Below are 14,372 nucleotides of genomic sequence, written 5' to 3' on the forward strand. Positions count from 1 at the left end.
GGCGCAGGGCGCTGCGATTATACACACACGCCTGCGGCCCTCGACCCGATCACGGAAGTGAGGCTTATAAGTCCAGTACCAGGCGTTCGCCACGGGCCCGCGACACGCAAATCATCATGGTTTGCTGGGCGGCTTTTTCGTCGTCGCTCAGGTATTGGTCGTTGTGCTCGGCTTGCCCCTCAAGGATGCGCGTCTCGCAGGTGCCGCACACGCCTTCGCGGCACAGGCATTCGACGTCGACATTGGCTTTTTCAATGGCCTTGAGGATGCTCATGCCCTCTTCGACGCGCAGTTCCTGACCGGATTTGGCCAGCACCAGGGTGAACGCACCGCCGGTGATTGGCGCGGCGGCGAACTGTTCCCAATGCACGCGTTCGTCAGCCAGGCCCAGTTGTTTGCCGGTGGCGATCACCGCATCGATCAGCGGTTTAGGGCCGCACACATACACGTGCGCGTCGCTGTCCAGATTGCCCATCAGCTCGGCCAGATTCAGCGATTGGCCCAGGCTGTCGGCGTAGGTGCGCGTGCGCTCGGCATGCGGGCCTGCGCTGAGTTCGTCGTGAAACGCGCCGTGTTCCGGGCTGCGGAAGGCGTAGTGCAGTTGGTAATCGGCGCCCGCGTCACGCAGTTCGTGCACTTGCGAGAGGAACGGGGTAATGCCGATCCCGCCCGCGATGAGGATGTGTTTGCCCGCCTTCGGGTCGATGGCGAACAGGTTGTTGGGGGTCGAAATCATCAGCTCGGTGCCGACCTCGACCTGTTGGTGCATAAAGGCCGAGCCGCCTTTGGATTGCTCTTCAAGACGCACACCAATCTGGTAGCTGGCGGTCTGGCGCGGGTCGCTCATCAACGAATAGGCGTTGCTGTGCTGACGGCCGTCGGCGTCTTTCATCTGCACGATGATGTGGCTACCGCCGGTGAAGTCGGGCAGCGGCTGGCCGTCCTGGCGTACCAGGGTAAAACGTTTGATCAGCGGCGTTACCTGCTCTACACCGATCACACGGGCGGCAAGCATTTGATAAGAGTTGGCCATCGCAAAACCTCTACTGCGGTAAAGGGCGGCACGCGCGTGCCGCCTGATTTAAAACCCGGTGCTGAGGGCTCAGACCGCCAGGCACAGGTATTTCAGTTGCAGGTAATCGTCGATCCCGTACTTGGAACCTTCGCGCCCCAGGCCGGATTGCTTGACCCCGCCAAACGGCGCCACTTCGTTGGAGATCAGCCCGGTGTTGATACCGACCATGCCGTATTCCAGTTGCTCGGCGATGTGCCACACGTGGCCGATATCGCGGCTGTAGAAGTACGCCGCAAGGCCGTACAGCGTGTCGTTGGCCAGGGCCAGCACTTCGGCGTCGGAGTGGAAGCGCACCAGCGGCGCAACCGGGCCGAAGATTTCTTCGTCCAGCAGCAACATGCCTTTCTTGATGTCACCCAGCACGGTCGGTTCGAAGAACTGTTCACCCAGCGCATGCACCTGGCCGCCCAGCAGCAAGGTCGCGCCTTTGCTGACGGCGTCGTCGATCAGGGCGCGGACCTTGTCCACCGCTTTAACGGTGATCAGCGGGCCGATCTGGGTGTCTGCCGCGTTGCCATGGCCGACCTTCAGTTCGGCTACTTTGGCGGCGAACTTACTGGCGAACTGGTCATACACCGCGTCGTGCACGTAGAAGCGGTTAACGCAGACGCAGGTCTGGCCCGCGTTGCGGTATTTGGCCGCGATGGCGCCTTCGACGGCGGCATCAATGTCGGCGTCGGCAAACACGATAAACGGCGCGTTGCCGCCCAGTTCCAGCGAGACTTTTTTGATGGTTTCCGCGCACTGGCTCATCAGCAAACGGCCGATAGGGGTCGAGCCGGTGAAGCTGAATTTGCGCACCAGCGGGTGGCCGGTGAGTTGCGCGCCAATGGCCGGAGCGTCGCCGGTGACGATGTTCAACACGCCCGCCGGGATGCCTGCACGCTGCGCCAGTTCCGCCAGGGCCAGCGCCGAAAACGGCGTTTCGTTGGCCGGTTTGACCACGATGGTGCACCCGGCCGCCAGCGCAGGTGCGACCTTGCGGGTGATCATCGCGGCGGGGAAGTTCCACGGCGTGATCGCGGCGCACACGCCGATGCCTTGCTTGACCACAATCAGGCGTTTGTCGCCGGACGGCGAAGGGATCACGTCGCCATAAACACGTTTGCCTTCCTCGGCAAACCACTCGATAAACGAGGCCGCGTAACGGATTTCACCCACCGCTTCGTGCAGTGGTTTGCCCTGTTCCAGGGTCATGATCCGGGCCAGATCGTCTTCGTGTTGCAGGATCAGTTCAAACCAGCGACGCAGGATCTGCGCGCGGTCTTTGGCCGTGCGTTCACGCCAGGCTGGCAAGGCTGCGTCGGCGGCCTGGATGGCGCGGATCGCTTCGGCGCCGCCCATCAACGGCACATTGCCCAGCAGTTGGCCTTGGGCCGGGTTGGTCACGTCGACCGTTTGACGGCTGTCGGCATCTGCCCAGGCGCCATCAATAAACGCCTGTTGACGAAACAATTGGGGGTCTTTGAGCTGCACGCAGGACACTCCTCTAAATAGGGCCAGGGCGCCGCAGCGTGGCTGCGGCGCCCGGCAGATCAGTCGTCCAGGTGGGCCACGGCGATCAGGTTGTGGAAGTGCGCGATGCCGTGTTCGCTCATGCCGCTGCGCTGACGGTCAGCCATGATCCGGCCTTGGCCTCGATAGCCGCGCGATTGCAGGCCGCGTTGCACGCTTTCGACCAGACGCAGGTCTTCTGGACGGAACACGTCGCGGTACCACTCGATCAGCGATTGCTGTTCAGGGGTGATCTCTTTGTTGAGGAAGTAGATGTCGTAGTGCTGCATGGTCACGCCCGCACTGACCGGGAACTCGTAGATCACGGTCATGAAGTTGCCACCGGGTGGCGCGTTGAACATGGTGCACGGCCAGGCCCAGAAGCCGCTGAAGGACGGGTCTTTGATCGACTCGTCAAACTTGAAGGACTTCTCTGACGACTTGGCGTGGCCAAACTGCAACGACCAGTTGCCATGCAGGGTGTGCCAGTACTCGTCCACGCTCACCGAATCGGCGAAGCCCGGGTGAGCCGGGGCGCAGTGGTAGCACTCCAGGTAGTTGTCGACGATGGACTTCCAGTTGGCCGGGGTGTCGCTGACAAAACGCGCCGCCAGGTGCAGGTCATCGACCACCGGGCAAGCTTCGCGCAGGCGCGCTTGAAGGCCCGGCAGTTGTTCTTCAACGGTGCCCGCTTCGTTGTTCATGTTGATGTAGATGAAACCTGCGTATTCCTCGACGCGCAGCGACACCAGGCTGGAGTTTTCTTTATCGAAGTTGACCACGTTGTCGCAGTTGCGCGCGTGAGCCAGTTCGCCGTCGAGCTTGAAGGTCCAGGCGTGGTACGGGCAGGTGATCACGTTTTTGGCTTTGCCGCTGCCGCTGAGCAATTGGTGACCACGGTGCGGGCATACGTTGTAGAACGCACGCAGCACGTTGTCACGACCGCGAACGACGATGATGCTTTCGCCGATGACTTCACGGGTGATGTAGTCGTTGCTGTTGGCCACTTCGCTGCGGTGGCCGACACAGATCCAGGTGTTGGCGAAAATCTTCTCTTTTTCGACCTCGAACACGTCCTGGTTGGTGTAGTACGACGCCGGAATGGTGTGTGCTACGTCAGCATTGGTGCAGAAGTCAGCAGGCAATTTCACGATTGTGTTCATTCTTTTTCTCTCTCAAGCGCTTAAGAGGGTTGTGCTCGACACCCTGTTTCGGGTTGTTTTTGTGTAACTCATGAATAACAAGAAACCCATGGTTAACACGACACGCAAAAAAAATCGCTCAGGTCCCGGCACCGTGGTGCCGGAGCCTGCGCGTGGTTCAGTCAGCAATACTTAACTCAAGGCTGCGGGTACCGCCTTGGCTTTGGGAACAACACCCGGTGCTGGCGTCACCTGCTCAAACGGGGCGACGTAATCCAGGTTCTGCTCGCGCTCCACCGACTCTTCCTCGATCAAGTATGCGGGCATCGCGCCGTAGTCCTTGAACATCCAGGTAAGGAAGCCGTAGATCTTGGTCATCAGGATCACCAGGAACGGGATCGCCGTCAGCACCACCGCGGTTTTCATGGTCGACAGCGACACCTTGGCAAACAACATCGCCAGCGGGATCAGGGTCAAGGCGATGCACCAGAACAGACGGTGCGTCGGCGATGGGTCCTGGCCTTCCTGCATGTTGCGGGTGCTGGTGGCCGCCACGGCGTAGGCCGCTGCGTCCATGTGCGAGGCACAGAACACCGCCATGATGAACAGGTAAACCCCGAGGAAGATCTGACCGAACGGCAAGGCGTTCAGCAACATCTCGACGGCGGTTTCACCGCCCTGCTCCGTGAGGATGCGCGGCACGTCGATAGCGCCGGTGATGAACTGATGCATGCTGTAGCTTTCGAGCGTGCCGAAGAAGAACCAGCAGCCAAAACTGCCGCCCATCAACATCGCCGCGACCACTTCTTTCATCTTGCGGCCCTTGGACACACGGGTCACAAACATCGCGACACCCGGCGCGTAGGACACCCACCACAACCAGTAGAAAACCGTCCAGTTGCGGGTGAAGGCACCGTCACCTTGCGGGTCGGTAAACAGGCTCATGTGCACGTAGTTCTGCATCATCAGGCCAATGGAGTTGGCCGTGTTGTTGATGATGAACTGCGTTGGGCCCACGACCAGTACCACGGCCGCAAACACCAGCGCACCTATGCACACCATCTTCGACAGACGCTGCATGCCACTGGCAATACCGATGTAGGAGCTGAGCGAGAACACCACCGCCACCACACCAATAACTGACAACTGCGTGACGAAGGTGTCCGGCATGCCGGTGAGTGCCGACAGGCCACGGGTCAAGGTGGACGCGGTGAGCACCAGCGATACGGTCAAGGCGCCGAACATGGTCAGCAGGAACACCAGGTCAACGAGCCGACCCACTGGGCCGTGCGCTTTGAAGCCGGTCACTGCCTCGACGATCGAAGACAGGCTCAGGCCGCTCTTCTTACGCACGTGGAAGTGATAAGCCATCGCCAACGACGACAAGGCATACAGCGACCAGGCACTGATACCCCAATGGAAGAACGAGTAGCTGACGCTGTAATCCAGCGCTTCACGCGAGCCTGCGGCAATGTTCAGACCAGGCGTCTGGTAGTAATACGCCCACTCCATCACTCCCCAGTAAAGCGTCGACGAGCCCATACCGGCGCAGATGAACATGAACACCCACGTCACGGTCGGGTATTCAGCTTTACCGTTGCCCAGGCGAACGTTGCCGTACTTGCTGAACGCGATGTACAGCACCACCAGGGCGCAGCAGAACACAAACACTTGCACCGAAGTGCCAAACGTCCGAGACGACAGCTCAAACAGCATATTGGCGGTGACTTCGGCTTGTTGCGGATAAACGGCAAGACCTACAACGGTAATCAGTACAGCAATCAGGCTAGTTGATATCAAAAAGACATCTTTTTTATTGTTATTGGACATTTAAGTCTCCAGATAGAGAGTTTTTCTCTTACTGCGTGGCTCTAGATCAGCGTTTACAGCTGTTAGGGACTCCTTCCATATCGTTTAACCCTGAGCGTTAACTGTTGGTTAACTCATACCTTTCGGTTAACAATATGCCCCGAGATTTAAGCTTTTGCAACTGGAATTGTTGAAATTTCACACGTCTAAAACGGCTGTTTCAACACGCCAAAGAGCCCGCGAAAGTCCCCGTATTCCGGGGGTTTCGCAGGCTTGTGAAGCGTCTATTTCGCGGCGCTGATCAACGCCGTTTAGTCAACTCACGCCAGGGCGGCGGCGATAGCTGCACCGACTTCTTGAGTCGAGGCCTTGCCACCCAGATCCGGGGTTTTCGGACCACTGGCAATCACGTCCTCGATGGCGCGCAAAATGCCATCGTGTGCCGCCTGATAACGCTCATCGCCTTTGCCCAAAAATTCCAGCATCAGCGCGCCCGACCAGATCATCGCAATCGGGTTGGAAATGTTTTGCCCGTAGATATCCGGCGCCGAGCCGTGAACCGGCTCGAACAGCGACGGGAAATTACGCTCGGGGTTGAGGTTGGCCGACGGTGCGATGCCGATGGTGCCGGCGCAGGCTGGCCCGAGGTCGGACAGAATGTCGCCAAACAGGTTGGACGCCACCACCACGTCAAAACGGTTGGGTTGCAGCACGAAGCGTGCACACAGAATGTCGATGTGTTGTTTGTCCCACGTCACCTGCGGGTAGTTGGCCGCCATGGCTTCGGTGCGCTCGTCCCAGTACGGCATGCTGATGGAGATGCCGTTGGACTTGGTCGCCGAGGTCACGTGCTTGCGTGGACGCTCTTTGGCAACCTCGAAGGCGTACTTCAGAATGCGGTCCACACCTCGTCGGGTGAATACCGACTCTTGCAGGACAAATTCGTTTTCGGTGCCTTCAAACATGCGCCCGCCCACCGAGGAATATTCGCCTTCGGTGTTTTCACGGATCACCACAAAGTCGATATCGCCCGGCTCACGGCCTGCCAACGGGCACGGCACACCCGGGAACAGACGCACAGGGCGGATGTTGACGTACTGGTCAAAGTCGCGGCGGAACTTGAGCAGCGAACCCCACAGCGAGATGTGATCCGGCACCTTGTCCGGCCAGCCCACAGCGCCGAAGTAGATCGCGTCAAAGCCTTTGAGCGTCTCAAACCAGTCGTCCGGCATCATCTGCCCGTGGCGCTCGTAATAGTCGCAACTGGCCCACTCGATGATCTCGATCGACAGATCAAGGTTCCACTTTTTAGCCGCCGCCTCCACAACGCGCAGGCCTTCTGGCAGTACTTCGTTACCAATACCGTCACCGGCGATGGCGGCAATTTTGAATGTCTTGCTCATGGGGGGCACTCTTGAAAATGGACAGTGGGCCCATGGTATAAAGCGCCAAAAGAAAGATAATCAGGCGAAGTGAAGATGGATAAGACACGGTTCGTGAATAATCTGCCCAATCTCGAAGACCTGCGCGTGTTCGTGATCGTGGCCCGCCGCTCCAGCTTTGCCGCCGCCGCCAGCGAACTGGGCGTGTCGCCGGCGTATGTCAGCAAGCGCATCCAGTTGCTGGAGCACAACATCGGCGTGCGCCTGCTGCACCGCACCACCCGGCGCGTGGCCGTGACCGATGACGGCGAGCGCGTCTACCGCTGGGCGCTGCATATATTTGATGCGGTCGAACAGATGAGCGACGAAGTCTCGGCCCTGCATCAAGAACCGCGCGGCCAGTTGCAAATCATCAGCAGCTTCGGCCTGGGCCGCCGCCACGTCGGCCCCGCGCTCTCCGAACTGTCCCAGCGCTACCCGGCCCTGGACATTCGCTTCGACATGTTCGACCGCCTGGTAGACCTGATAGAAGAAGGCTTCGACCTCGACATCCGCATTGGCGACAACATCGCCCCCAACCTCATCGCCAAACTGCTGGCCAACAACGCCCGCGTGCTCTGTGCTAGCCCCGAGTACCTGCAACGCCACGGCGAACCGCGCACCCTGGCCGAACTGGCGGGCCACGAATGCTTGGTGATCAAAGAGCGCGACCACCCGTTCGGCCTGTGGCGCCTGCAAGGCCCGGAAGGCGAAGAAAGCGTCAAAGTCACCGGCGCCCTGTCCGCCAACCACGGCGAAGTCGTCCACCAATGGGCGATAGATGGCCGAGGCATCCTGCTGCGCTCCCACTGGGACGTACGCGAAAGCCTGCAAAGCGGCAAATTGGTCCACATCCTCCAGGACTACCGACAGCAAGCCAACATCTGGGCCGTCTACACCGCCCCCCTCGCCAACTCCGCCAAAATCCGCGTCACCGTCGAGTTTCTGCGCCAGTACTTCAGCGAACGCCACCCCGCCACACCCCAGCGGCAAAAAGAATCGTGAAAATAGTCTGTAATCAGGGGTTTACAAGCCACGCCATCCGCGTATACTCCTCGCCCATAACGCCGGTATAGCTCAGTTGGTAGAGCAACTGACTTGTAATCAGTAGGTCCCGAGTTCGACTCTTGGTGCCGGCACCATATTCAAAGCCCCGCAATGCGGGGCTTTGTCGTTTCTGGGCATATGCCCTGTCTCGTTTCATTCCGTCGCAACGTCCACAGAGTGTCCACACCCCTACGCTAAAGGGTTGAGCTTGACCACTTCTGCCAGGTGGCCAGGACTGAAATGCGCGTATCTCATGGTCATTGTCAGAGAGGCATGGCCAAGGACTCGTTGCAAAGTCAGGATGTCTCCGCCGTTCATCATGTAATGACTGGCGAACGTGTGGCGTAGTACGTGGGTCAACTGCCCCGCTGGTAGCTCCAGCCCTACCGCCTCGACCGACTCCCCAAACTTTTTGTAGCAATCTCCAAAGGGCATAGCCGCCTTGATCTGTTTCTGTAGCGCTTCTGTGATCGGTACAGCACGATTCTTCGACGATTTGGTGCGGGTGTAATGAATCAGGCAATCACGCACATGGCGAGCTGTCAGGCCTTGTGCTTCAGACCAGCGCGCACCGGTGGCCAAGCAAATACGAGCCACTACTCCGGCAGCAGGCGAACGGCTATCAAGGTCAGCTAACAACGGCCCGATCTGGTCACGCGTTAGGTAGGCCATCTCGGTTTCGTCGAACTTCAACCCCCGGATTTTCCCCAAAGGGTTTTCGCCCTTCCATTCTCCCAAACGCTCTAGCTCGTTAAACACAGCCCGCAAGTAAGCCAGTTCATGGTTGAGCGTATTGGCGCTGACTGCTTTGGCTTCGCCACCCTGTTTACGCCCGCTTCCAATTGTTTCCCTGGCGAACTTACCCGCCAGTCGCTCCGTGCGGTACTTCGTGAAATGCATCGTCGTAAAGTCGGCGGCACAGGGATTGCCCATACGTTCCACCATTGCGTTAAGCGCTCGCTGTCGTTCCTCGCCACGTTTCAATGTACAACCGTGCGAGTTGAACCACAGCGCTACCAACTCAGTTAATCGGCGCTCGTCTCGCTTCTGTCGTTTCTCAAACTCCCCACGCGCACCATCACCCATGATCCGATTTTGATAGACCAGAGCCTCATTCTTGGTACGGAATTTCTTTCGTATGCGCGGGCCACCACGCCCCTCTGGACGGCAATCAACCTCATAGCGCCCGTCATCAAGTTTCTTGATCGACATGATTACACCGGGCTTATCTGACCGGACTCGGGCGCGACTTCACCAGTGACCAGCCATAACGCGTACTTCTTAAAACGCGGATGGTTGGCGACCTTAAGAAAGGGCGCCAATCCCATATCCGTTATTGCGGCATCGTACTTTTTCCAACTGCTGATACTGATCTCTACCAGTTCGCAAAATTCAGTCTGGGTGAGCCCTTCCTTTGCGCGAATAGCTTTCATTTTTGCTGTTATGTCCATGCTCACACCCTCTTGACAAGTTCCACTCTTGGAACCAATATGGTTCCGTTCTTGGAACTTTTATCCCAAATATTCGTCAGAGGGTAGCAGAATGCAGATAACCATCGACACGCCATACGTGACTGTCAGCGAGTTAGTCAGACGTTCAGGTCAGTCCGATTCAGCCATCAGAAATGAGATTGACCTCGGGCACTTCTTGATCCGCCCAAAGCAGCCAGGCTCAAAATCCGCAGTCCTGGTGAACATGGTTCACCTCGCAATGGAAGCAGCCGAACAGGCCGAGCGTGTGCGTGGCATCAAGCCGAATCTCAAAGCCGGCAACGAGTAAGGGGCCGGGTATGCAATTTGAAGACATCTACCGTCTGGAAGTGATCGACGCTCTGGAAAAAGACCATGAGCTGGACTTCAAAGACATCCGCAGCCCTAAGTACCTGCAAAAAGGGATCTGCCCAAGCTGTGGCGAGCGCACCCTGTACATCGCCCGCGACAAGCCTTATCAGCTCAAGTGCAACCGCCTCAACCAATGCCAACACGAGGAAAAAACCCGCGAGCGCTACAGCTACCTGTTTGAAAATCTCAGCGAGCGTTTCCCGCGATCGGAATCAAACCCGAACGCCACCGCAGATGCTTACCTGCAGCGCAACCGCGGCTTTGACATCGGCAAGATTCAAGGCTGGTATGAGCAAGGCCGACGCCAGATGGCGGATGGTCAATGGGCCGACACTGTTCGCTTCCCTCTGTGCAACGGCTACTGGGAACGGATTATCGACGCGACCATGGTGGTGGCCAACGGCGGCGACAAGGCCGGTATCAAATACAAAATGAGCTACAAGTCCGATGGCTGGATGCCCAAAGGCATGACCATCGACAAGGGCGATAGCGTCTACATCGTAGAGGGGATCTTTCACGCGATCGCTTTGCACCTCGCCGGTTACAAGGTGATCGCCTCAATCTCGGCCAACAACTTTCCATGGGATGTGGTCGAGGCTCACAAAGGCTTAAAAGTCCGCTGGATCATTGCCCTGGACGACGACAAGGCCGGGCACCTGGTTATCCCCAAGTATCGCCGCCAGTTGCAAGCGATGGATGAAATCGCGTGGGTTGCGCTTGCTGGCAAAAACCGCGACTGGGACGACGTGTACCGCGATGGCCAGCTGGACGACGTATTTATGACAGAGGCCAGCTATCAAGGCCGCTTGTTCGTTGCTCCAAACCCGTCGAAAAAAGCGTTCTTGCTGCACCTGAAAAAGCCTCTGAGCTTCTTTTTGCTGGAATTTGGGGAGCGTCTATTCACAGCCAAGGTGAACAGCGATGAGCTCAACCGAGAGCTGAACAAAGATTCAGACGAGGGAACCACTCCGAAATCCCGGGAAGAGATTTTCGACAAGTATTGCGACATCAAACAGGTGGCTAACTGCATTCCTCACTTCGAATACATCCAGCGGGATGCGTTGAGCGGTGACCAACAGTTTTTCTTCCAATTCAACTTCCCGAACCCAGCTCAAAATTGCAAAGAACCTCTGGCTCCCAATTCGATTGGTGACCCTCGCAGTTTTTCCAAATCACTCCTGGAGCGCACCCCAGGTGGAAATTTCGAAGGTGGGGAGAAGGTGCTATCCATGCTGCGCAGCAAATGGCTGGAGAACGCCCTAACTGTGCGCGCCCTGCCCTTTGTAGGCTATGACGCATCCAGCAAGACCTATTGCTATCAGACTTTTGGGTTTAACAATGGTCGCGAGTACATGGCCAACAGTCATGGGTATCTGGAGGTTGGTAAAAGCGGACTGAAAACATCGCTGAGCAGCCTGGCACTCATACGCGGGAAAGATGACGAACCGGACTGGTTTGCTGACTTTCTTGAAGTCAACGATATGAATGGGTTGGCATCACTGGCGTGGTGGACGGCGTCCTTGTTCACTCAGCAAATCAGATCGAAGCAGCATTCGTGGTTGTTTTTTGAACTGACAGGCGATGCCGGTGCGGGTAAGTCCAGCTTGCTGCGTTTCTTGTGGCGGCTGGTTGGTCGCCCAAATTACGAAGGGATGAAACCCAACTCAACTGGTGCCAGTGCTATTGGTTTGACCCGGGCGTTATCTCAGGTGAGCAACCTGCCGGTGGTGCTGATTGAGTCCGATAGCCAGATTGTCGATGCTCAAGGCCGCACCACAGTCAGCCAGTACAACTGGGAGAACTGGAAATCTCTTTATGACCATAACGCCACACTTCGTACTGTGGGCGTGAAGTCATCGAGCAATGACACTGACAGTCTGATTTTCCTGGCAGCGCTGCTTATCTCTCAGAACGCCAGTGTCGATGGATCCGAAGCCATTCTGACGCGGATCGTCCATATGCACGCCACACGTGCAGGGCACACACCTGCACGCAAAGTAGTTTCCGATCGCCTCTACGCACTATCGGTAGAGGATCTGTCTGGCTACTTGCGTCGATGCTTGGGCCAAGAAAAGCAGTGGCTGGCACGTTACTTTGAAGCCTTCGATCATTACGAACAGCGGCTACAAGCAAACACCGTCATTCAGCATCAGCGAATAGTGCATTGCCATGCCCAGGTCATGGCTGCAGCCAAAGCCACCCAAATGCTTTTCCTGGGCTGGTCTGACCAACTTATGGAGAAGCTATTCAAGCATGTTGAAAGCCGCGCTATCGAGCGTCAGCAGCGCGTGAGCAGTGAGAACCCCACGGCTGCCAGGTTCTGGCAGATCTATCACTACCTGAATGAAAAGGTGGTCACCTACACCGATGGTGAAGGCTCGCGCGATGAAACACGGGAAACCCTGAATCACAGCCCCGACAGAACAATGATCGCCATCAACATCGAGCACTTCCACAACGCCTGTCGATTGGCTGGCCAGGAAGTGATTCACGCGACACAGCTGCATCGAGCATTGCCGCAAAGCAGCTCCCACACCTTCGTCGAGATACGCAAAGTTCGATCGGTCATTGAGAAGCGACCGCTCAATTGCTGGATCTTCCGCAAGGCCGGTAAGGAGTGATGAAAGTTTGTGAGAAGGAATCTCGTATAGGCACAGGTATAGGGCTTTTTGCTGAAATGCGTGTGTGGCCACTGCCTTACCGGAACAACCGGAACACTATCTATAACTTAAAAAAAAGCTATAAAAAACAGATAGATAAGCCGCATCACATAGCAGCCACTCCCGGAACACAGAGGAACACACCGGAACATTCTTTCAACAGCTGTTCCGAAGTTGTTCCGGCAAGCCATTCAGGCGGAACAACTCGCAAGCCCTTACCGCTCAAGGGCTGCAGGGTTTTAGCCAGAAATCTTGTTCCGGGATGTTCCGCCTCAGTATTTCAAGGTGCTGGGCCAGCCAAACCCACAGGGGTCAAGGGCTACAGCCTGTTGAACCGCGCTTGTTCCGGTTGTTCCACCGAACGTATGGGGACACGCATTTTTCTTTTTCTTAGAAGCACCTGGAGAGTCCGCACGATGAGAATCCGCTACTGCGCGAACACCCTACCCGGCAGCTTACATATGCCAGTTCAACTCGTTGAAAACAGCACAGCCGAACAGTTGGCTGAACTGGCTGCCGCAATGCATTGGAAGGATCACCCGGAAGACAGCCCAACCCTCATAACGGCCATACACCTGGCTGATGTCGAGGGAAGTGATCTTGGGTTGTTTGAAGTGCGCTGCGAGATGCAGCCGATATTCACAGCCACGCTATTGCAGCAGGCCTAAGAAACGGTGCCGAGGAGTGACAGCTCCTCGACACCAACCACCGCAAGAGGAGCAACACCATGCAAGCACAGCACCTAAGCAGCAGCGACAGTAAGGCTACCACAGCACCGAAACCAAACAGCCGGATCTTTAAGCACCCTCGCCCACTGCTGGCCACGGCCATGATCGGCGCTGCGCTGATTGGCTATATCGTTCACAAAACCCCGGACGCCCGTCAGCGTCTCGAAAGCCTTGCCGAGATGGCTCAAACCTTGGGCGACTTATCAGAACGTGATGCTGCTGTAGTTGCGCAGCTGTTGGCTAAGAGCATTGTCGTTGGAGCGAACTAATGAACAACATTATTGCGGATCAAACAACGATCAAACGCTACATCGTGAAATAAGTTTGGAAAGATTACGAAGTGACACTGGAGGTTAACCACACACGACTGACACCAGAAGTTGCCACCATGCTTAACAAATTCTGGTCAGGTTCAAAAGACCGCCTGCTTACTGAAAACGGTGACCCTGTAAGAGCAGTGATTCGATATTTTGGTCAGACCATCATAAATATGATGCTCAGTGAAGGTGGTTCAACTTTCAGTATCGACAATGGAATACGAAGTCACTTTGGATGCCCCGGCCCAATATGGACGAAAGACTTACACGATGAAGAAGGCTGGGGCGGAAGTATTGAAAATGACCCATACGGCTGGTGTGGAATTCGTGTTATCGCCGCCGACGTCGAAGCACCAGGCTTTGACGATGTTGAATTAGCGGAGGTGGCCAATGCGTGATTCTCGCGAACAAGATAAATTCGTTCTCCGTTTACCAGAAGGACTACGTCCCGAAATCGCAAATATCGCTCGCACCAACCAACGCAGCATGAACGGGGAAATAATAGTACGCATCCAGCGCTCTGTAATCTTAGATAAGCTTCATATTGAGCAAGACAAAATCATCGCTCAGTTATTGAAGCGTATCGAATCATTAGAGCAACAAGTGAGTACGAAGCAATAAAGATAGACGATTGAAAACCTGGATAATAAAGACGCTTCGGCGTCTTTTTTGTTTACTTAAAAAACAAATTTATAATCATTTATACACATTAAGGCCAACTACACTAATACCAATGTATATATCAAATCAAAGTTTTAATGCTTGCATTCCCACAACCAAAACACCAGCAACAAAAGGCTTGACTCCGTAAAATATCAACACCTAAACTTCTCCACAT

Annotated in this window: 14 protein-coding genes and 1 tRNA gene; 8 read left to right on the plus strand and 7 right to left on the minus strand. The window is 56.2% G+C overall.

Annotated features, from left to right (window positions below; all coding sequences use genetic code 11):
- Positions 1–64: 64 nt before the first annotated feature.
- The 5 genes from GHO41_RS05870 to GHO41_RS05890 form a co-directional block, all read right to left on the minus strand.
- On the minus strand, positions 65–1,033 hold the full coding sequence (locus tag GHO41_RS05870; RefSeq protein ID WP_048366825.1) for a PDR/VanB family oxidoreductase: 969 nt from the start codon (positions 1,031–1,033) through the stop codon (positions 65–67).
- A gap of 69 nt (positions 1,034–1,102) precedes the next feature.
- Positions 1,103–2,551, minus strand: a complete 1,449-nt coding sequence (locus GHO41_RS05875; protein WP_088500275.1) for an NAD-dependent succinate-semialdehyde dehydrogenase — start codon at positions 2,549–2,551, stop codon at positions 1,103–1,105.
- Between the two features lie 59 nt (positions 2,552–2,610).
- Entirely contained in the window at positions 2,611–3,732 is a 1,122-nt protein-coding gene (locus GHO41_RS05880; RefSeq protein WP_048388897.1) for an aromatic ring-hydroxylating dioxygenase subunit alpha, read from the minus strand.
- 171 nt (positions 3,733–3,903) lie between these two features.
- Positions 3,904–5,541: a BCCT family transporter gene (locus GHO41_RS05885; RefSeq protein ID WP_153433148.1), complete on the minus strand. Its 1,638-nt coding sequence runs from the start codon at positions 5,539–5,541 to the stop codon at positions 3,904–3,906.
- 299 nt (positions 5,542–5,840) lie between these two features.
- Positions 5,841–6,923: a tartrate dehydrogenase gene (locus GHO41_RS05890; RefSeq protein ID WP_048388895.1), complete on the minus strand. Its 1,083-nt coding sequence runs from the start codon at positions 6,921–6,923 to the stop codon at positions 5,841–5,843.
- Between the two features lie 75 nt (positions 6,924–6,998).
- Between GHO41_RS05890 and GHO41_RS05895 the strand changes: the two genes are divergently transcribed.
- Together GHO41_RS05895 and GHO41_RS05900 are read left to right on the plus strand one after the other, a co-directional pair.
- The gene (locus GHO41_RS05895) at positions 6,999–7,946 is read left to right on the plus strand and encodes a LysR substrate-binding domain-containing protein (protein WP_153392314.1); all 948 of its coding nucleotides are present in this window, start codon (positions 6,999–7,001) and stop codon (positions 7,944–7,946) included.
- Between the two features lie 61 nt (positions 7,947–8,007).
- Positions 8,008–8,083: transfer RNA gene (locus GHO41_RS05900), tRNA-Thr, on the plus strand.
- A gap of 94 nt (positions 8,084–8,177) precedes the next feature.
- On the opposite strand, the gene GHO41_RS05905 is transcribed toward GHO41_RS05900, so the two are convergent.
- A complete protein-coding gene (locus GHO41_RS05905; RefSeq protein ID WP_178126474.1) occupies positions 8,178–9,200 on the minus strand; it encodes a tyrosine-type recombinase/integrase in 1,023 nt (340 codons plus the stop codon).
- Positions 9,201–9,202: 2 nt separating this feature from the next.
- Positions 9,203–9,439 carry a helix-turn-helix transcriptional regulator gene (locus tag GHO41_RS05910; protein ID WP_153433149.1) on the minus strand — a complete coding sequence of 79 codons (237 nt, stop codon included), beginning with the start codon at positions 9,437–9,439 and terminating at the stop codon, positions 9,203–9,205.
- Between the two features lie 91 nt (positions 9,440–9,530).
- Here GHO41_RS05910 and GHO41_RS05915 point away from each other — a divergent pair, with 91 nt between their 5' ends.
- The 6 genes from GHO41_RS05915 to GHO41_RS05940 all read left to right on the plus strand — a co-directional run bounded on the left by GHO41_RS05915 (position 9,531) and on the right by GHO41_RS05940 (position 14,155).
- On the plus strand, positions 9,531–9,767 hold the full coding sequence (locus GHO41_RS05915) for a hypothetical protein (protein WP_153433150.1): 237 nt from the start codon (positions 9,531–9,533) through the stop codon (positions 9,765–9,767).
- A gap of 10 nt (positions 9,768–9,777) precedes the next feature.
- Positions 9,778–12,450: a toprim domain-containing protein gene (locus GHO41_RS05920; protein ID WP_153433151.1), complete on the plus strand. Its 2,673-nt coding sequence runs from the start codon at positions 9,778–9,780 to the stop codon at positions 12,448–12,450.
- Complete coding sequence (locus GHO41_RS05925; RefSeq protein WP_153433152.1) at positions 12,450–13,157, plus strand: hypothetical protein; 708 nt, start codon at positions 12,450–12,452, stop codon at positions 13,155–13,157. The genes GHO41_RS05920 and GHO41_RS05925 overlap by 1 nt, the downstream gene beginning before the upstream one ends.
- Positions 13,158–13,216: 59 nt before the next feature.
- The gene (locus tag GHO41_RS05930; RefSeq protein WP_153433153.1) at positions 13,217–13,486 is read left to right on the plus strand and encodes a hypothetical protein; all 270 of its coding nucleotides are present in this window, start codon (positions 13,217–13,219) and stop codon (positions 13,484–13,486) included.
- 71 nt (positions 13,487–13,557) lie between these two features.
- Positions 13,558–13,932 carry a DUF2528 family protein gene (locus GHO41_RS05935; RefSeq protein WP_371928845.1) on the plus strand — a complete coding sequence of 125 codons (375 nt, stop codon included), beginning with the start codon at positions 13,558–13,560 and terminating at the stop codon, positions 13,930–13,932.
- A complete protein-coding gene (locus tag GHO41_RS05940; protein WP_153357868.1) occupies positions 13,925–14,155 on the plus strand; it encodes an Arc family DNA-binding protein in 231 nt (76 codons plus the stop codon). Before GHO41_RS05935 ends, GHO41_RS05940 begins: the two co-directional genes overlap by 8 nt.
- The last annotated feature ends 217 nt before the right edge of the window (positions 14,156–14,372 follow it).

It is taken from the genome of Pseudomonas sp. FSL R10-0399 (assembly GCF_009600165.1).
In the GTDB taxonomy this organism is placed as follows: domain Bacteria; phylum Pseudomonadota; class Gammaproteobacteria; order Pseudomonadales; family Pseudomonadaceae; genus Aquipseudomonas; species Aquipseudomonas helleri.